The 17,942-nt window shown below is 55.7% G+C and carries 17 protein-coding genes and 2 pseudogenes; 8 read left to right on the forward strand and 11 right to left on the reverse strand.

Annotated elements, in window-relative coordinates; translation table 11 throughout:
* Positions 1-34: 34 nt before the first annotated feature.
* From FDX01_RS23240 to FDX01_RS01405, 3 genes and pseudogenes are all read left to right on the forward strand, one after another.
* A pseudogene (locus FDX01_RS23240) lies at positions 35-133 on the forward strand (hypothetical protein); the annotation flags it as partial.
* 12 nt (positions 134-145) lie between these two features.
* Positions 146-448 carry a PTS lactose/cellobiose transporter subunit IIA gene (locus FDX01_RS01400; RefSeq protein WP_008786514.1) on the forward strand — a complete coding sequence of 101 codons (303 nt, stop codon included), beginning with the start codon at positions 146-148 and terminating at the stop codon, positions 446-448.
* 206 nt (positions 449-654) lie between these two features.
* Complete coding sequence (locus FDX01_RS01405; protein ID WP_137362528.1) at positions 655-2,031, forward strand: carbohydrate porin; 1,377 nt, start codon at positions 655-657, stop codon at positions 2,029-2,031.
* 125 nt (positions 2,032-2,156) lie between these two features.
* Here FDX01_RS01405 and nepI read toward each other — a convergent pair whose 3' ends face one another.
* The 9 genes from nepI to ivbL form a co-directional block, all read right to left on the reverse strand.
* Entirely contained in the window at positions 2,157-3,350 is a 1,194-nt protein-coding gene (nepI, locus tag FDX01_RS01410) for a purine ribonucleoside efflux pump NepI (RefSeq protein ID WP_137399113.1), read from the reverse strand.
* 130 nt (positions 3,351-3,480) lie between these two features.
* Positions 3,481-3,933, reverse strand: a complete 453-nt coding sequence (locus FDX01_RS01415; protein WP_137399114.1) for a DUF1198 domain-containing protein — start codon at positions 3,931-3,933, stop codon at positions 3,481-3,483.
* A gap of 145 nt (positions 3,934-4,078) precedes the next feature.
* Complete coding sequence (gene uhpT / locus FDX01_RS01420) at positions 4,079-5,470, reverse strand: hexose-6-phosphate:phosphate antiporter (protein ID WP_096759020.1); 1,392 nt, start codon at positions 5,468-5,470, stop codon at positions 4,079-4,081.
* A 142-nt stretch (positions 5,471-5,612) separates the two neighbouring features.
* Complete coding sequence (locus FDX01_RS01425) at positions 5,613-6,941, reverse strand: MFS transporter (protein ID WP_137399115.1); 1,329 nt, start codon at positions 6,939-6,941, stop codon at positions 5,613-5,615.
* A 9-nt stretch (positions 6,942-6,950) separates the two neighbouring features.
* Positions 6,951-8,453, reverse strand: coding sequence for a signal transduction histidine-protein kinase/phosphatase UhpB (gene uhpB, locus FDX01_RS01430; protein WP_137362530.1), 1,503 nt, complete (start codon positions 8,451-8,453; stop codon positions 6,951-6,953).
* Positions 8,450-9,043, reverse strand: a complete 594-nt coding sequence (gene uhpA, locus FDX01_RS01435; RefSeq protein WP_096759017.1) for a transcriptional regulator UhpA — start codon at positions 9,041-9,043, stop codon at positions 8,450-8,452. The genes uhpB and uhpA overlap by 4 nt, the downstream gene beginning before the upstream one ends.
* Positions 9,044-9,197: 154 nt before the next feature.
* The gene (gene ilvN, locus FDX01_RS01440; protein ID WP_115257126.1) at positions 9,198-9,488 is read right to left on the reverse strand and encodes an acetolactate synthase small subunit; all 291 of its coding nucleotides are present in this window, start codon (positions 9,486-9,488) and stop codon (positions 9,198-9,200) included.
* A gap of 3 nt (positions 9,489-9,491) precedes the next feature.
* Positions 9,492-11,180 (reverse strand): acetolactate synthase large subunit, encoded by a 1,689-nt coding sequence (gene ilvB, locus FDX01_RS01445; RefSeq protein ID WP_117342592.1) that lies wholly within the window; start codon positions 11,178-11,180, stop codon positions 9,492-9,494.
* Between the two features lie 105 nt (positions 11,181-11,285).
* Positions 11,286-11,384 (reverse strand): ilvB operon leader peptide IvbL, encoded by a 99-nt coding sequence (gene ivbL, locus FDX01_RS01450; RefSeq protein ID WP_096759014.1) that lies wholly within the window; start codon positions 11,382-11,384, stop codon positions 11,286-11,288.
* A 258-nt stretch (positions 11,385-11,642) separates the two neighbouring features.
* Between ivbL and tisB the strand changes: the two genes are divergently transcribed.
* The 3 genes from tisB to emrD all read left to right on the forward strand — a co-directional run bounded on the left by tisB (position 11,643) and on the right by emrD (position 14,077).
* Complete coding sequence (tisB, locus tag FDX01_RS01455; RefSeq protein WP_137399131.1) at positions 11,643-11,732, forward strand: type I toxin-antitoxin system toxin TisB; 90 nt, start codon at positions 11,643-11,645, stop codon at positions 11,730-11,732.
* Between the two features lie 118 nt (positions 11,733-11,850).
* Positions 11,851-12,684, forward strand: a complete 834-nt coding sequence (locus tag FDX01_RS01460; RefSeq protein WP_137399116.1) for a DMT family transporter — start codon at positions 11,851-11,853, stop codon at positions 12,682-12,684.
* Positions 12,685-12,892: 208 nt separating this feature from the next.
* Positions 12,893-14,077: a multidrug efflux MFS transporter EmrD gene (emrD, locus tag FDX01_RS01465; protein ID WP_137399117.1), complete on the forward strand. Its 1,185-nt coding sequence runs from the start codon at positions 12,893-12,895 to the stop codon at positions 14,075-14,077.
* Here emrD and FDX01_RS01470 read toward each other — a convergent pair.
* Both FDX01_RS01470 and dsdC read right to left on the reverse strand, forming a co-directional pair.
* The gene (locus tag FDX01_RS01470; RefSeq protein WP_137399118.1) at positions 14,004-15,086 is read right to left on the reverse strand and encodes a cellulase family glycosylhydrolase; all 1,083 of its coding nucleotides are present in this window, start codon (positions 15,084-15,086) and stop codon (positions 14,004-14,006) included. The genes emrD and FDX01_RS01470 overlap by 74 nt on opposite strands.
* Before the next feature lie 81 nt (positions 15,087-15,167).
* A complete protein-coding gene (dsdC, locus tag FDX01_RS01475) occupies positions 15,168-16,094 on the reverse strand; it encodes a DNA-binding transcriptional regulator DsdC (RefSeq protein ID WP_096759010.1) in 927 nt (308 codons plus the stop codon).
* A 241-nt stretch (positions 16,095-16,335) separates the two neighbouring features.
* Here dsdC and dsdX point away from each other — a divergent pair, with 241 nt between their 5' ends.
* The gene (gene dsdX / locus FDX01_RS01480) at positions 16,336-17,673 is read left to right on the forward strand and encodes a D-serine transporter DsdX (RefSeq protein WP_115257121.1); all 1,338 of its coding nucleotides are present in this window, start codon (positions 16,336-16,338) and stop codon (positions 17,671-17,673) included.
* Positions 17,674-17,690: 17 nt separating this feature from the next.
* Positions 17,691-17,942 (forward strand): annotated as a pseudogene (locus FDX01_RS23245) (D-serine dehydratase); the annotation flags it as partial.

The raw sequence follows: 17,942 nt of genomic DNA on the forward strand, positions 1-17,942 counted from the left end.
CATAAAACACTATCAATAAGTTGGAGTCATTACCTACGGTTTTGTCCAATTAGATTTAGCCACGCAAAAACGTACAGTGAAAAAGAGCGGCGAGTGGTTTGCGAAAACTGCCGCCAATAATGGATTCGATTAAAAAGAGAGCATCATGATTGCATTAGAAGAAGCAGTAATGGAAATCATCGTCAATGCCGGGCAGTCACGCAGCCTGTGCTTCGAAGCACTGCACGCCGCGCGCGCCGGGAACATTGACGAAGCGAAAAGCCTGCTTCGTGAGGCTGACGGCTATGCCCGTCAGGCTCACCACATGCAAACCAAATTGATCGAACAGGACGCCGGGGAAGCCCGGCAACCAATGACATTAATTATGGTGCATGCGCAGGACCACTTAATGACGTCGCTATTAGCCCGCGAACTGTCAGAAGAAATCATTCATCTGTATCAACGTTAGTTTCTAAATAACACTTTCTGAACGGAGTATTTATTACGACTAAATAAATTATTTCTGTACCTATTAAAAAACAAACAAATCAACTTGTTTTGGTGATAGCAAATTCAACCGAGACGGGATGGTTATTATCTTAAAATAAATGAATACACACGCTTATTCAGAATGCCAATGGCAACCTGAAGGGTTAAGTGTCAAATGAGATAACCATGAACATAAAAAAACTTCCATTAGCCATGGCGGTCGTGGCCGCGCTGTGCCCAATTTCTGTGCTCGCACAGGAATTTACGCAGGAACAAATCGACGCCATCGTCGCCAAAGCCGTCGATAAAGCGCTGGCGGAACGCCAGGCGAAAATGGACGCTGCCGTGGCGAAGAAAACCGATGTGATTAACGAACCGCAAAGCGCGGCGCAGTCGCCGGATATGGCGATACCGTTCGGCGTGAAGTTCAGCGGCTATGCCCGTTACGGCGCGCACTTCCAGAGTGGCGATCAGAAATACGTTGGCGTTGACGGGTCCTATAACGGTGCATCCGCGATTGGTCGTCTGGGTAACGAAGGCAACGGTGGCGAATTCCAGCTCTCCAAAGCGTTCAAAAGCGACAACGGCGCAATCTGGGATATCAACGTGATGATTGACCACTGGGGCGACGAAGTTAACCTCAAAAAAGCCTACGCGGGCGTGACCAACGTGCTGGAGTCCAATCCGAACGCCTACATCTGGGCCGGTCGTGACTTCCATCAGCGTCCACAACAGGGTATCAACGACTACTTCTGGATGAACCACGACGGCCAGGGCGCCGGGGTGAAGAACTTCGACATTGGCGGCGTACAGTTTGATGTTGCCACCGTCGCCGCCGTCGAATCGTGTAGCCCGGAAGTCATGGAAGACGAAGCCAACCCTTCACGCATTACCTGTACCGGCGGCTCCGGCACCGGCGATAAGGGTAATTACGCGGTGACGTCAAAAATCCACAATATGAAGCTCGGCCCGCTGGACCTGGAGATCTACGCCAACTATGGCTTTGACTCCAAGGCCGTCGAGAGCGATGACCGTCTGAAAGCCTGGCAGGGCGCTTTTGTGCTGAGCCACACCAACGACAGCGGCGTGAACAAGGTGATCGCCCGTTATTCGGATAACTCAGACAACAGCGTCTACAACAAAACCGACGACCTGACCACGGTTTACGCCAGCTTCGAGGGGAGCCATAAGTTTACCCGCCAGGCGCAGGTGGAATACCTGCTGGCGTTCCATGACTACGACAACAGCGCAGATAAAAGTGATAACCGTAAGAACTACGGCGCAATTGTACGCCCGATGTACTTCTGGAACGACGTTCACTCCACCTGGCTGGAAGCGGGCTATCAGCGCGTAGATTACGACAACGGCGGGGATAACAGCGGCTGGAAGCTGACGCTGTCGCAGAACATGTCGATCGCCATGGGACCCGAATTCCGCCCCATGCTGCGCTTCTACGTGACAGGCGGCAAAGTGGACAACGACCGCACCGCGCGCGTCAACGGCACGAAAGACGAAACCCTGGACGACTTCAACCTCGGCGCGATGTGGGAAGCGTGGTTCTGACAAGGAATCATGCATTCTCGTCGTTACGTAGGCCCGGTAAGCACCGCGCCATCGGGCACGATGCCGGAGGGCGGCGTTAACGCCTTATCCGGCCTACGTAGACGGTCCCGCAATGAATATTGGGATCATTGCATACCCTTTATGCGCACTTTCGCTGCCACCACTAGCGCCGTCAGCAGCATCAGGCTGCCGGAGAGCATCAGGGGCGACAGCAGTCCGAGGTTATCAAGCGCATAGCCTCCCACCGCAGCCCCGCAGGTATTGGCAAGCTGGATCACGGCGACCTGGACGGATCCGGCTTTTTCTGCCTGATCGGCCAGCGAGCGGGTGATCCACGTCGACCATCCCACCGGCACCAGCGCAAACGCCAGCCCCCAAACAATCGCAATACCCGCGGCGACCACTTTGTCACTGCCCCAAAAAATCAGGATCAGCGCGCTGAGCGCCAGCACCAGCGGTGCACCGGCTAACGCCAGTTTCACCGAGCGCTTCAAAATCATCGACGAGAGCGACGTACCCACAAAACTGGCAATACCAAAGCTCAGCAGCACCAACGTCAGGCCATCCACATCAAATCCCGCCAGATTCATATACACCGGGCGAATATAGGTAAAGAAGGCAAACTGTCCGGCAAAGGACATAAAGATGGCGATCATGCCGGCCATCACGCCCGGACGCTGGAGCAGGCTGAACATATTTTGTTTCTGGTGCGACGGCTCACCGGGCAGCGAAGGCAGCGATCTCACCACCCAAATGGTGCACAGCACTCCCATTACCGCCGCAGCATTAAACACGTTACGCCAGCCGATAATACCGCCTAAAAAACTCCCCAACGGTGCAGCAATCACCAGCGCAATAGAGACCGCGCCGAAGATAACCGACAGCGCCTTCGGCACCGTACGCGCGGGAACCAGACGCATAGTCAGCGACGCCGACATCGCCCAGAATCCGCCCAGCGCCAGCCCCAAACAGGCACGGCCCACCAGTAGCAACGCAAAAGAGTTGGCGAACGAGACCAGCAGGCAGGAGAGCGTCAGCAGCACTGAGAATAGGATCACCACATAGCGACGATCGGTCGCCTGAATGATTTGCGTGACAAACAAGCTGGCAAACATGGCGACAAAGGCCGTCACGGTGACCGACTGCCCGGCAACACCTTCTGAAATGCCCAGATCCTGCGCCATCGGCGTCAGCAAACTGACCGGCAAGAACTCAACGGTTATCAGGCAGGCAACACAGAACGCGACGGCAAATACCGCCGACCAGTTAGGTCGGGCATTCACCTCTGCGCGGGATTTTTGTTCAATAACGTCACTCAATTTTGTAACCTGCGTAGGATTATTGTAGAAAAGTTACGCAGTGTAACATTAAAAATGTGACGTATTTAACGTTTTAACAACTTTCACCGCCGGACGGCGATGCCAAATAGCCATCATCACAAATCTGATATCAGTGTAGCCAGTGCACACCATCTTCAGGCAGGAAAAAGGCGTTGTAGCGCATTTGAAATGCATTTATCTCCTGCAGGTCTGGCTCCATTTCACGCAAAAAACCGAGCGCCAGACGCACCTGGGCGTCGGTAATTGGCGCGGCCAATCGGGCTTTTTGCAGTAAACGATGCCACTGCAGCAGATTCTGCTCACTACCGTCGACAATGACGACTTGCCAGATCAACAGCACCTGTGCGGCATTTTGCAGATGCGATTCGTCAGGTCGGTGGAGGTACTGTAAAAACGCCTCACCCTGCACTTTTCCCATCTGATCGGTCATCGATTCTACCGCTATCACATCAATACCCAGACGCTCGCTCAACCGGCGAACCGCACGCCGCGCCCCGGACGTCAGCACCCGAAAACCGACAATAAAAACAACCACCAACGTGGCCAGCATTATCCAAATCATGCGCACATCCCTTACCCGACAGGACGCCCATCATAGCGGCAAATTCATCTCTGTCGACGGCCGAACGTGTCAACGCTATTCCGGACGGCGCATAAGGCATAAAAAAGCCCGCCATAAAGGCGGGCAAAACGTTACCACTACACACTTAAGCGATGTTTAACTGCTGAATTTTTTTCTCGCGACGGATTTTACGTTCTTCGAAGACGGCCACGATAGCCATCAGGCAGATACAAGCGATAGCGGCGGTGTCCAGCGCGGCGAAGGTGCCCGCCCAGCCGGTCAGGCCGAAGACTGGCGTCCCATCGGCAATCATCCCCAGACCCAGCTTAGCGAAGCTGTCGCCGATCAGATACGCGAATGTGCCTTTAATCCCATCGGCCGCGCCGATCGCTTTTTTCGGCACGAAACCGACAGCCGCCACGCCGATCAACAGCTGCGGACCAAACACCAGGAAGCCGAGGGCAAACAGGGAAGCCAGGTAAACGTACTGGTTGCTGGCGTGCTGATAAACGCCGAGCGTGGCGATAATTAATGCCAGTGCGACACAGGCTACCAGCGCACGACGACCGTTCGCCAGATCCGACAGCCAGCCCCACAGCAGCGTGCCGACCAGCGCGCCCACTTCAAACAGGGTGAACCCCTGAATTGCCACCTCTTTAGAGAGTTTCAGCTCCTGGAAGGCATACACGGTAGACCACTGGTCGATACCGATACGCACCACGTACAGGAAGATGTTGGAGAAGCACAGCAGCCAGATCACTTTGTTTTTCAGCACGTACTCAACAAAGATCTGCCATTTGGTCATTTCGTTTTCTTCGGTCTCTTTGTCCTCTTCGCTGATCTCTTCGCCAAACAGTTCTTCTGCTTTACCGAGACCATAAGATTCCGGAGAGTCGCTACCAAAGCGCAGGCCGATAAAGCCCACGATCAGCGCGATAATCGACGGGAAGATAAACATCCCAATGACGTGGCCGTCGAACAGCACGTTAGCACCGAACAGCGCCACGCCTGCCGCACCCGCACCGCCGAGGTTATGGGAGATGTTCCACATACCGAGATAGGAACCACGTTTACGGCGCGGCGTCCATTTGGTGATGGTCGAATAGCTGCACGAGCCGCCGGTACTCTGGAAGAAACCGCTCAGCGCGTAGAAGGCGATCATCAGGTACAAGCTGGTTGTGCCCGGCCCCATGCTGGCGCTAAAGCCGAGCATACAGATGGCCGAGAGGATCAACATCAGCGGCAGGAACTGCTTGGTGTTTTTACCGTCAGCGTAGTAGGAGACCAGCGTTTTACCCACGCCATAGGTGATGGAGAAGCCCAGGCCAATCATCCCCAGCTGCGTCATGCTCAGCCCGTAGGTGGTGATCATGTCGTTCTGCGCGATGTTGAAGTTTTTGCGGATCAGGTACATGGTCAGGTAGCCGATGAAAACCACCAGGTAAGACTGCATGAACGGCTTGAACCACATTTTGCGCCGCACATCGAGCGGCAAATCCAGGGTCGGCTTGCGCACCTGGTTTAGAAAGGCCAGCATAGGACACTCCCGAGCTAATTTTTATACCTGCGAATAGCAGGCATTGTAAAAATCAGTCGGCAGAGACGCCTGAGACAGCGTCCAGGCGGAACCGGGAAAATTTCTTAGTTTTTCCCCACTCAGGGCAAAAAGGTGAGGTGCATCACGCTTCGCTGACGTTGCGCGGCGCCTGAGCGTTTAAAAACGGCAACAACAGCAGGGCGGAAATACCCGCAGCAATGACGATCACCACGAAGAACCCGGTCCAGTGCCAGACTTCCATCACCTTTGCCAGCGGCCAGCCGGAGAGCGATGCGCCGAGATAAGCGAACAGCCCAACAAACCCGGTTGCCGCGCCCGCCGCCTCTTTGTGCGAGCACTCCGCCGCCGCCATGCCGATCAACATCTGCGGGCCAAAGACAAAGAATCCGGTGGTGAAGAAGCACGCCGCCTGCATCACATAGCTGGCAAACGGCATCAGCCATAGTGAGCCGACTGAGAGCAAAATCCCGGCGGCAAAAATCAGGTTCATCGGCCCACGGTTGCCGTTAAACAGTTTGTCCGATCCCCAACCCGCCACCAGTGCGCCAATGAACCCACCGAGTTCAAACATGGTGACCGCCGTATTGGCAGTGACCAAATCAACGCCCAGCGTCTCCGACATGTACAGATTGCCCCAGTCGTTGATCGCCGCACGCACCACGTACACCAGCACATAGCACAGCGACAGCAGCCAAATATACGGGTTCAGCAGCACGTATTTAGTGAGGATCTCTTTGCGGGTCAGCCCTGCCCCTTCCTGCTGTTGGGCGATTTCCAGCTCGTCGTGCCGCCAGTCGCCAACCGGCGGTAAGCCGATAGCCTGCGGGCGGTCACGCAGTCGCCAGCAGAGGAAAATGCCAACCACAATCGCCATCGTCCCGGCAATCATCATCCCGGCACGCCAGCCGTAGTGCAGCGCAGCGGCGGCCATCACCATCGGAATTAACGCCCCACCAACGTTATGCGCGGTGTTCCACAGCGCCCACCAGCCGCCGCGTTCAGTACGCGAGTACCAGGCCGTCAACAGACGGGCGCACACCGGCGACCCCCAGCCCTGGAAGAAGGCATTCAGCGCCCACAGTACGGCAAACGCCCACAGCGAAGTGGAAAAGCCAAACAGGATGTTTACCACCCCGGTGGCAATCAGCCCGATGCCCATAAAATAGCGGGCGTTGGAGCGGTCGCTGACGATACCGGAGACAAACTTCGACAAGCCATAGGTGATGTAAAACAGCGTTGCCAGCAGGCCAATATCGTTGCGGGTGAGTACGCCGCTGGCAAGGATATCGGGCACCGCGGCATTGAAGCTTTTACGCGTGAAATAAAACAGCGCATAGCCAAGCCAGATGGTCAGCAGGATATGACGCCGCCAGTAGCGGTAACGGGCGTCAACCTCGTGTTTATCAGTGATAAGCGGCGCATTCGCCGGGGCTTTAAAAAACGTCAGCATCAATGCTCCTTACACGTAGCGCTGAGGCAACGACACGCTGACGCGCGTGCCATGCGTGCAGGAAATCGAGAGCGATCCGCCAAGGGCCGTAATGCGCTCACGCATGCCGGTCAGGCCAAATCCTTGTTGATTCGAGCCCGGCGGCAGACCGCAGCCGTCATCTTCAATCACCAACATTAACCGCTCGTCCTGTTGCCAGGCCTGAAGCGTCACCGCGCTGGCGTTGGCGTGTTTCACAATGTTGTTCAGCCCTTCCTGACAGACGCGAAACAGCGTCACCCGCTGGCTTTCACTGAGTGCCGACTCGTCGATGTGCCAGTCGAGATGGCTGACGATGCCGCGGCTTTCCAGTTCCATTTCGCGCAGCAGCGAGCGAATAGCCTGTTCCAGCGTCAGATCGTCGAGCTGGCGTGGGCGTAACCGCCCAAGCAGGCGACGCACCGAATCGTAGACGCCCAACGAAAGCTGCTCGATATGCGCCCCGCTTTGCTTCACGCCCGCATTCTCCGGGGCCAGCCGCTGGACAATGCCCGCCTGGGTGCGAATGGCGGTGATGGTCTGGCCGATATCGTCATGCAGTTCGCGCGCCACATCGCGGCGCACGCTCTCTTCGGTTTCCAGCAAGCGTTCTGCCAGCCGATGATTACGCGCCAGCTCGTTTTGCAGCGACTGGTTGAGTTCTCGCAGACGCTGAATCCCCGCACCGAGCAGCAGCCCGGTCAGGCTTTGCGCCAGCAGCGAGAGCAGTAAATCAACGGGATGATCGTGCCAGGTCTGGCTGGCAATCAGCGCGATGGCGTTCATCAGCGTGGCAATCAGCGCGCCCTGCCAGCCATAATGCCAGGCCAGTGCGATGATCGGCAGCGCCAGGCAAAACGGTGTAAAGCGCGAAAGCTCGTCCGGCAAGCCCAACTGCAACCAAAGGCTGACGCTGAACAGCAGCAGGTACCACACCAGATGTCGCCCACGCCAGTTCACCGGCTGGGAGACCACCGCCGGACCGAGCGGTAGCCAGGTAGTGCTGGTCAGGTAGTGCCAGAACACCAGACAGATAGGGGCCAGCGTCAGTCCACCGGTCAGGGTCAGCAGCAGCGCAGTCCACGCGACTTCGCCCTGCCCCAGCCACGGCAGCGACTGTAACAGCGCCGCGGCAATCAGCGCCGCCCCCTGCAACAACAAGGCACGCCAGTCGCGCTGATGGCGATAGCGCCAGATCAACGTCACAGGCAGCAGCGTCAGCAGGCTACCGGTCATCAACAGGGGGAAGTGCGCCAGCGCCACTTCCTGCGCCAGCCAGAAAATCAGCAGCCATTCCGCGCCCAGCAGCACCGGCCAGTAGCCACGTGGACATTGCAGCATCAACCCCAGCCGCAGGCCAAACGGGAACAGCAGTACCGCCAGCTCAGGGCGTTCCACCAGATGCAAGCTAATGCTCCACAGGCAGAACCAGGCGGCGGAGAAGATAAAGAAACAGGCGACAACGGTGATTAAGCGAGAAAAAAAGGTGTTCATTGCCAGCCGTCAAACATCCGTCGAGCCAGCTCAACGTCGTTACTGACGTTCAGTTTTTCCATCAGATTAGCGCGGTGCACATGCACCGTTTTTGGCGACAGGCCCAACTCGGCGGCAATCTCTTTCACCGCCATGCCCTGCGCCAGTTTTTCCGCCACCTGACGCTCTCGCTTGGTCAACGGATCCTGACGCCCTGCCGCCAGTTTGACAGCGATATCCGGCGTGAGATAGCAGCCGCCTGTTGCTACAGTATGTACTGCTGCAATCAGCTCATCAGGGCTACAGCGTTTGGAGAGGAAGCCGCGCGCCCCGGCGTTTAGCGCCTGTTCCACCAGCGCCGGGCTGTCGTGCACGGAGAGCATAATCGTCGCCATCCCTTTGGGGAGCTGGCTTAACAGCTCCAGCCCGGAGATATCCGGCATCGAAATATCGCAAATGCACACCTGCACGCCGCGGCCAGGCAATCCCGCCAACGCCTCAGCGCCTGAACCAAACTCAGCCACAACCTGCAAATCGGGTTCAAGCCCCAGCAGCTGCGCAAAGCCGGAGCGGACGATAAGGTGATCGTCTATCAGTGCAATGGTTGTCATGAATGTTGTCCTGGCGTGTGGGATGCCTGATGACGCTACGCTTATCAGGCCTACGGGCGGGAGCCGTGGTAGGCCGGATAAGGCGTTTACGCCGCCCTCCGGCAAAGGCGCTTACCTTAACGATATACACTTCATCGTTCAAGCCTTGAACGGATTACTCGAAGAACACGCTTATCTTGTTAAACATCGACGGGTCAGACTGGTTGCGCGCGACTTTCACCACATCTTCCAGTTTATCAATCTGGCTGATCATCTGTTCCAGACGTTGGTCATCGTTGACCAGTAGCCAGATGCGGCTCTGGTCGCTGTCCTGAATCGGTAGACAGAGAATGCCTTCCACGTTAAACGCGCGACGGGCGAACAGGCCACAAACGTGAGTCATTACGCCGGGGTGGTTACGCACGGTGAGTTCAAGTATTACGTTGTCATGAGTCTGCTGTTGCATAGCTTATTCCCCCACCATCTCTGTATTTGCCGCGCCCGGCGGCACCATCGGATACACTTTTTCTTCCGCATCGATACGCACGTGGATCAGCGCCGGTCCCGGACGATCGATAATCGCCTGCAATGCCGCCTGCGGGTCGGCTTCGTGGTTTAAATCGCAGGTGTCGAGACCGAAACCGGCGGCAATCTGCATAAAGTTAATCATCCCCGGATAGGTGGCAGCAAACACGCCCTGTTTGTAGAACAGGCTTTGTTGCTGATACACCAGCCCCAGCGCTTCGTTATTCATCAGGATGATTTTAATATCCAACTGATTCTCACTGGCGGTGGCCATTTCCTGAATATTCATCATCAGGCTGCCGTCGCCGGAGAAGCACAGCACTTTTTTATCCGGGTTCGCCAGCGCCGCGCCAATTGCCGCAGGCAGGCCAAACCCCATGGTGCCAAGGCCGCCGGAAGTCAGCCACTGGCGCGGACGGTTCAGCGGGTAAGCCTGCGCCGCCCACATCTGATGCTGACCGACGTCGGTGGTGATGATCGCGCTGTCGTCCACACAGGCAGCAACCGCGTTAATCAGCCCATAATGGCTGAGCGGATTTTTTTCCTGTGGGATGGTGCACGGAAATTCTTGCTGCAGGTCAGACACCTGCTGATGCCAGGCTTCACGCGGTTGCGCTTCAATCAGCGGGATCAACTGTGCCAGCACCTCATCTACATCCGCCTGAATCGCCACATGCGCTTGTTTTATTTTACCCAGCTCCGCGCGGTCGATATCCACGTGGATGATTTTTGCATTCGGGCAGAACTGCTCAGTTTTACCGATCGCCCGGTCATCAAAACGGGCTCCCAGAACGATCAATAAATCCGCTTCTTGCAGAATAAAGTTGGTGCTGCGCGCGCCGTGCATCCCCAGCATACCTAACGACAGTGGATGCGCTTTTGGCAGCATGCCGAGCGCCATTAAGGTCATGGTGGTGGGCAACGTCGCTTTTTCTGCCAGTTCACGCACCCGCTCAGGGGCGTTAATGACTCCGCCGCCAAGATACAGCACCGGGCGTTTGGCCGCGTTAATCATCGCAGCGGCATCGCGGATGCTCTCCGTGCTAAAGGCTGGCGCGGGTGCTTTTTCAGCCGGTGCAGGCAATGATTCAATCTCAAACACGGCGGTTTGGATATCTTTAGGAATGTCTATCCACACCGGGCCCGGACGGCCTGACTGCGCAATGCGGAAGGCATCGCTCATAACCTGGGGTAATTCATTGATATGGCGGACCAGATAGTTGTGCTTGGTGATGGGAATCGCAATGCCGTAGGTGTCGACTTCCTGGAAGGCGTCGGTGCCGATCATCGAGGCCGGAACCTGACCGGTGATACACACCAGCGGGATGGAATCCAGTCGCGCATCGGCAATAGCCGTCACCAGATTGGTGGCCCCCGGCCCGCTACAGGCCATACACACGGCAGGTTTGCCATCGGTTCGCGCCATGCCCTGGGCGATAAACCCCGCGCCCTGTTCGTGACGCGCCAGGATATGACGGATTTGCGTACTTTGGCTTAAAGCGTCGTAGACGGGGAGAATCGAGCCGCCCGGAATACCGGTGACCACCGTAATGCCCTGGCGCTCCAGGAAATGAACGATGAATTCTGCGCCCGTAAAGCGCGTACGCTTGGATGTTATGCCCGAACTTGCCATGCTCCAGTCCTTTTATTCTGGGCCTGCGTATCCGGGTGGGTCTCTTAAACGAAAAACCCCGCCCGGTTTGCGCCGGCGGGGTTTTGGAATCGTGTGTTCCGGACCCTACGGCGCATTGCCGACGACCACCACCACACGCACGACGACCACTGCGCGAGATGGCGCAGTTTTTAGTAGGGTCGCTGTCAGCATGGAAGGGTTCATTAGGGGCCTTGTCTGTTTGTTGGTTAACAGGATTTATACAAACACAGGTTTTTCAGCGTGACAATGGAAAAATTTTCATCTGCGTAAAAATGCGTCAACGATCACGTTTCATTGTATGTTGTGCAAAAACAAAAAACCCCGCCGGAGCGAGGTTTTCATCAGCGTTGTGCGGTTGGTTTCCGCCAGACACACTGTGTTATGTCAACAAAGGTGCTGGCAACAGGCAGCAACGTACTCCTTGTAGCAAAAGGAAAGCATATGAGCCTCGTGGATATCATTATTCTTATCCTGAAACTCATTGTTGCTGCACTGCAACTGCTTGATGCTGCTCTGAAGTACATCAAATAATGCAGATTCAAGACGCACAAAAGGGGGGTGGGCAACCACTCCCCTTTCACTGTTCCCTGGTGCTTGTAACTCACCATTATGTTACGATTTTATGATAATCCCCGGGATAATTGCCGCCATGACGCTTTCTGTTTTCTGCATTTTGCTGTTCGCCGCACTGCTCCATGCCAGCTGGAATGCTATCGTAAAAGCAGGAAACGACAAGTTGTACTCCGCCATTAGCGTCAGCGGATCGGCTGCAGTCATGGCCTTGATTTTGCTGCCTTTTGCACCTCACCCCTCAGCAGCCAGCCTGCCGTACTTAGCGGTCTCAACCGCGTTACAGGTGGTGTATACCGTGCTGGTCGCCAAGACCTATCAGGTCTCGGACATGAGCCAGACCTATCCCTTAATGCGCGGTACTGCCCCGCTGCTGGTCGCGATCATCAGCGTTCTGTTTCTCGGCGATAGTCTGTCAATGCTCGCCTGGGTGGGTATCGCCACCATCTGTATGGCGATCCTCGGCATGGCGTTTAACGGGGGCAGCAGCTCACAGCAGGGAATTGTTTTGGCGTTAATTAACGCCTGCTTTATTGCTGGCTATACGCTGGTGGATGGCACCGGGGTACGACTCTCAGAGACCGCGTTGGGCTATACGCTGTGGACCTTCTTTCTCAACGGATCTTGTCTGCTCACCTGGGCGATGATCGCCCGACGCCGGGAGGCATCACGCTATCTGGCGCAGCAATGGAAGAAAGGCATTTTGGGCGGTATCGGCACCATGGGATCTTACGGTCTGGCACTGTGGGCAATGACACAGGCCCCGCTGGCAGTGGTCGCCGCGTTACGGGAAACGTCAATCCTGTTTGGTGCCTTGCTCGCCTGGCTGATACTGAAAGAAAAAGTCGCCGGTATACGCATTTTTGCTGCTGCCGGGATTGCCGCCGGGGCGATTTTGCTCCGTTTGTCGTGATCGCGCCTTCTCCATCCTCCAGAATGGTCGGATGCATTCCGGCAACATTTATTGCCGCTATTTGTTTACATTTCCTGCCGCTTCCCTTCCCGCCTTTGCAGTGATCAATATGGTCTTCTTTTTTTAATGTGGTAGATTCCACGCGCATTTAGCGGAATGTTCAGCACCTTATTCTTCTTTTTTCTCTTTTTTAAAAGTAATCAGCGAAATGAAAAGGCATAGAAGCGTCAATTTGTTGTTGATGTTGGTACTCCTGGTGGCGGTAGGCCAGATGGCTCAAACCATTTATATCCCCGCCATTGCCGATATGGCGCGTGAACTCAACGTTCGCGAAGGGGCGGTGCAAAGTGTAATGGCGGCTTACCTGCTGACCTACGGCTTGTCGCAGCTGGTTTACGGTCCCCTTTCCGACCGGGTAGGGCGCCGTCCGGTGATCCTCACCGGAATGTCTATTTTTATGCTGGCTACGCTGGTCGCCATTACTACCCATAGCCTGACGGTACTGATTATCGCCAGCGCCATTCAGGGAATGGGAACGGGCGTCGGCGGCGTAATGGCACGAACCTTACCGCGCGATCTGTATGAAGGCACCCAGCTACGTCATGCTAACAGCTTGTTAAACATGGGTATTCTTGTCAGCCCGCTGTTAGCGCCGCTGATTGGCAGCGTGCTGGACACGATGTGGAACTGGCGTGCCTGCTATATTTTCCTGTTGATTCTGTGCGCAGGCGTAACGTTTAGCATGGCGCGTTGGATGCCGGAAACGCGCCCTGCGGGTGCGCCGCGCCCACGGCTTATCGCCAGCTACAAAACCCTGTTTGGCAACGGCGCATTCACCTGTTACGTACTGATGCTCATCGGCGGACTGGCGGGCGTTGCCGTCTTCGAAGCCTGCTCCGGGGTATTGCTGGGCGCAGGATTAGGCTTGAGCAGCATGGCGGTCAGTATTCTGTTTATTCTGCCGATCCCGGCGGCGTTTTTCGGTGCGTGGTTCGCTGGTCGCCCGAACAAGCGCTTCTCAACGTTGATGTGGCAGTCGGTTATCTGCTGCCTGGTGGCTGGTTTGATGATGTGGATCCCGGGCCTGCTTGACGTGATGAACGTCTGGACGTTACTGATCCCCGCCGCGCTGTTCTTCTTTGGTGCCGGGATGCTGTTCCCGCTCGCCACCAGCGGCGCGATGGAACCCTTCCCGTTCCTGGCTGGTACCGCCGGGGCGCTGGTAGGTGGTTTACAAAATATTGGTTCCGGCGTGCTGGCGTGGCTTTCCGCGATGATGCCTCAGACCGGACAGGCTAGCCTGGGTCTGCTGATGACCCTTATGGGTGTGCTGATTCTGGTGTGCTGGTTGCCGCTGGCGTCACGCGTGTCTCATCAGGAGCAGGCGGTTTAAGCGTGTGATGGCCCGGTTTCTCGCCGGGCTTTTCACATTCAGGCGCAATCATCGTATTCAGCAACGGTTCCAGCGCCGGACGCCAGGCCCCTTCCTCGCCATCATAAAACTGCGTATCTGCATTGATAGCATAGGGAATTTTTGCTTTCTTCAGTTCACAGGCCATAAAGCGGGCAAACGCCATCTGCGAGGCCGAAGGCACATTTTTGATCGTCTCTCCCGGCGCCCATCCCCCGACCCAACTGACATGACCGGTCTTCTGCTGCCAGTGAACAGCGCTGTTAATGCGGGCGCGAATCGCCGTCTTTTCTGCCGCTGTACCCGACGTCCACGGATACTTACCGTTGTTTTTTAGCGGCCCCCACGGGAAGACATGCCACTCGGCCAGCACGGTGTTCTGACTTTGCGGCGGTAGCTTCAGGCTCGGCAATTCTTCCGGCGCGGCGCGCAGACGGGGTGCGACAAAAATCATACGCTGGGGATCGATAGCGTGAATCATACGAATCGTTTTGTCATACACCCGATTGAGCGACGCCTGATTGTGATTGAGCTTATCAGCAGGTTCGTAGATCAGGTCAAAACCCAGTAACGGCGAGCCTTGACCAAAGTAATGTGCGACGGCCACCCACCAGTTAATCACCTCTTTTTCATTGCTGATGCTGGGGTCTTTTTTATACTCGTCCGCCTGATAAGCAATAATCGGGATCACGCCATAGTGTTCACAGGCTTCCACCAGCTTACGCAGATGGATAAGCCGGGCCTCAGTGGGTTCTCCGGCCACGCGAATACGCACATGGGCGAGCCCCTTCGCCTGGAAATCTCTTACCACCAGCGGGTCAAACTCGCGGATGCCCCGTTCGGTGCGCGCCCAATCCACGTCCATCCCCACACCCAGTTGTTGGGCGTAGTGTGCTGCCGTCAGCGGAGGTTGTGCCGCATAGACAGTGGCGCTGGCGAGCAGCAACAGAGAAGCAAGCGGCTTTAACACGGTGATCCTCAAGTAAATCATCAGGTGTGATTCACGTATTTAGCATGATTTCTGACGCCGGGTGTAGAGAGAAAGCGTAAAAATATTCGAGGCTCACCTCGATTATTTTACCTGCTCCTGCAGCCAGCCAATAAACGCCTCGATTTTCGGCCACTGCCGGCCAGGTAGCGTGGTGATGTAATAGTGCTGATGGCATTTCAGCGCCATATCGCCAAAGGGAGCGACCAGTTCTCCACTATCGAGGCGTTTTTGTACTAACCGCTTGCGCCCCATCGCCACACCGATGTGGTTCATGGCGGCAATCACCGCTAAATCGGAACGATCGAAGCCAATGCCCGATGATGTTGGCAAATTCACTGCAAAATGCTGCGCCCAGCTGTGCCACTCATCGGTCCCTGAATCATTACTCCACGCCTGCCTGTCATGCAGCAACGTACAGTGCGACAGGTTCACCCGCGCGTCGGTAAGATCATGGCGGCGGGCATAATCCGGGCTGCACACCGGCAAGATCGCTTCGTCCATCAGGAAATGATGCGTGAGCTGCGCAGAAGGCGCATCATCAAAATAGATGGCCAGGTCAATACCTGCACGCTGCATATTGACGTTGTCATTCCCGGTCAGCATGGTCAGTGAAATCGACGGATAGCGACGGGTAAAGTCGCCGAGCGCGGGAACCAGCCAGCACTGGGCGATGGAGGGCCGCGAGTAGACGGTAAGCGTCCCGGACAGCTCCTGGTTTTTGATATCGAGAATTTCCTGATTAAGCGTATCCAGAGAAGATTTCAGCGCCCAGAACACCCGCTTGCCTTCGTGCGTGAGTTCGACTTTGCGATGTGAACGGACAAACAGCTGGATGCCCAGTTCCTCTTCCAGTTGATTAATACGGTGACTGACGGCGCTGGGACTTAACGACAGTTCGTCTGCTGCCAGCGCAAACGACTGATGCCTGGCCGCCACTTCAAAGGTATACAGCTTTGACAGTTGCCAGCCATTGAGCAGCCGATTTCTGACCTCGCGTACGGGATCCATACTCACCTCTTTCATCCTGAATCTTTCCCCGAAGTGTAAAAAAAACCGCTGTAAAAATCAGCGCAAAGATGAGTCAGAGTGAACCATATCGCATTATTAGGCCATTATTAGAGGTAAATCACCCATTTGATTCAATCTGACTCATGTGAAAGAGGATTTTTATCGTTTGTCAGCGAGTGCCTTATTTTTGTCCAATAGACCCAGGCTATAAAGTCAGGTTAATCACAGGGCAAGGTGAGATATGCACTCTCAAATCTGGGTTGTGAGCACGTTGTTGATAAGCATCGTGTTGATCGTTTTGACCATCGTGAAGTTCAAATTCCACCCGTTTCTGGCGCTGCTGTTAGCCAGCTTCTTTGTGGGAACGATGATGGGTATGGGTCCACTGGATATGGTTAATGCCATTGAGAGTGGTATCGGCGGTACGCTGGGCTTCCTCGCCGCGGTTATCGGTCTGGGGACTATTCTCGGAAAAATGATGGAAGTGTCCGGCGCGGCAGAACGCATCGGCCTGACGCTACAGCGCTGCCGCTGGCTTTCCGCTGACGTCATTATGGTGCTGGTCGGTCTGATTTGCGGGATCACGCTGTTTGTTGAAGTCGGCGTGGTGCTGTTGATTCCGCTGGCGTTTTCTATCGCCAAAAAAACCAATACCTCGCTGCTGAAGCTGGCGATCCCGTTGTGTACAGCACTGATGGCGGTGCACTGCGTCGTCCCACCACATCCGGCGGCCCTGTTCGTGGCGAACAAGTTGGGTGCCGATATTGGTACAGTGATCGTTTACGGTTTACTGGTGGGTCTGATGGCGTCGCTGATCGGCGGGCCGCTGTACCTGAAATTCCTCGGCAATCGTCTGCCGTTTAAACCGGTACCGGCTGAGTTTTCCGACCTGAAGGTACGCGACGAAAACACGCTGCCGTCGCTGGGTGCCACGCTGTTTACCGTGCTGCTGCCGATTGGCCTGATGCTGATGAAAACCGTCGCTGAACTGAATATGGAGAAAGGCAGCGCGGTGTATACGCTGCTGGAGTTTATCGGCAACCCGATCACCGCCATGTTTATCGCCGTGTTTGTGGCCTATTACATTCTCGGTCTGCGCCAGCATATCGGCATGGGCGCACTGTTGACCCATACTGAAAATGGCTTTGGATCCATTGCCAACATCCTGCTGATTATCGGTGCGGGTGGCGCGTTCAACGCCATTCTGAAGAGCAGCGGACTGGCGGATACGCTGGCGCTGATTCTTTCAAACATGCATATGCACCCGATTCTGCTGGCCTGGCTGGTGGCGCTGATCCTGCACGCTGCGGTGGGTTCTGCCACGGTGGCGATGATGGGCGCAACGGCAATTGTGGCACCCATGCTGCCGCTCTATCCCAACGTCAGCCCGGAGATCATTGCCATTGCCATCGGTTCCGGCGCGATTGGCTGCACAATCGTCACCGATTCCCTCTTCTGGCTGGTGAAGCAGTACTGCGGCGCTACCCTGAATGAGACGTTTAAATACTATACGACCGCGACATTTATCGCGTCGGTGATTGCACTCGCGTGCACATTCCTGCTTTCCTTTATCATCTAAGCGCAAAGAGACGTCCTATGGAAAACATGCAAAAACTCATCGCCCAGTATCCGTTAGTGGAGGATCTGGTCGCACTGAAAGAAACGACCTGGTTTAACCCGGGCACCACCTCTCTTGCGGAAGGTTTACCCTATGTTGGCCTGACGGAAGACGACGTTCAGGATGCTCACGCCCGTCTGGCGCGCTTTGCGCCGTACCTGGCAAAAGCTTTCCCGGAAACCGCGGCCACCGGCGGTATTATCGAATCTGAGCTGGCCGCTATTCCCGCC

This window comes from Citrobacter sp. wls613 (genome assembly GCF_005281195.1).
Classification (GTDB): Bacteria; Pseudomonadota; Gammaproteobacteria; order Enterobacterales; family Enterobacteriaceae; genus Citrobacter; species Citrobacter gillenii.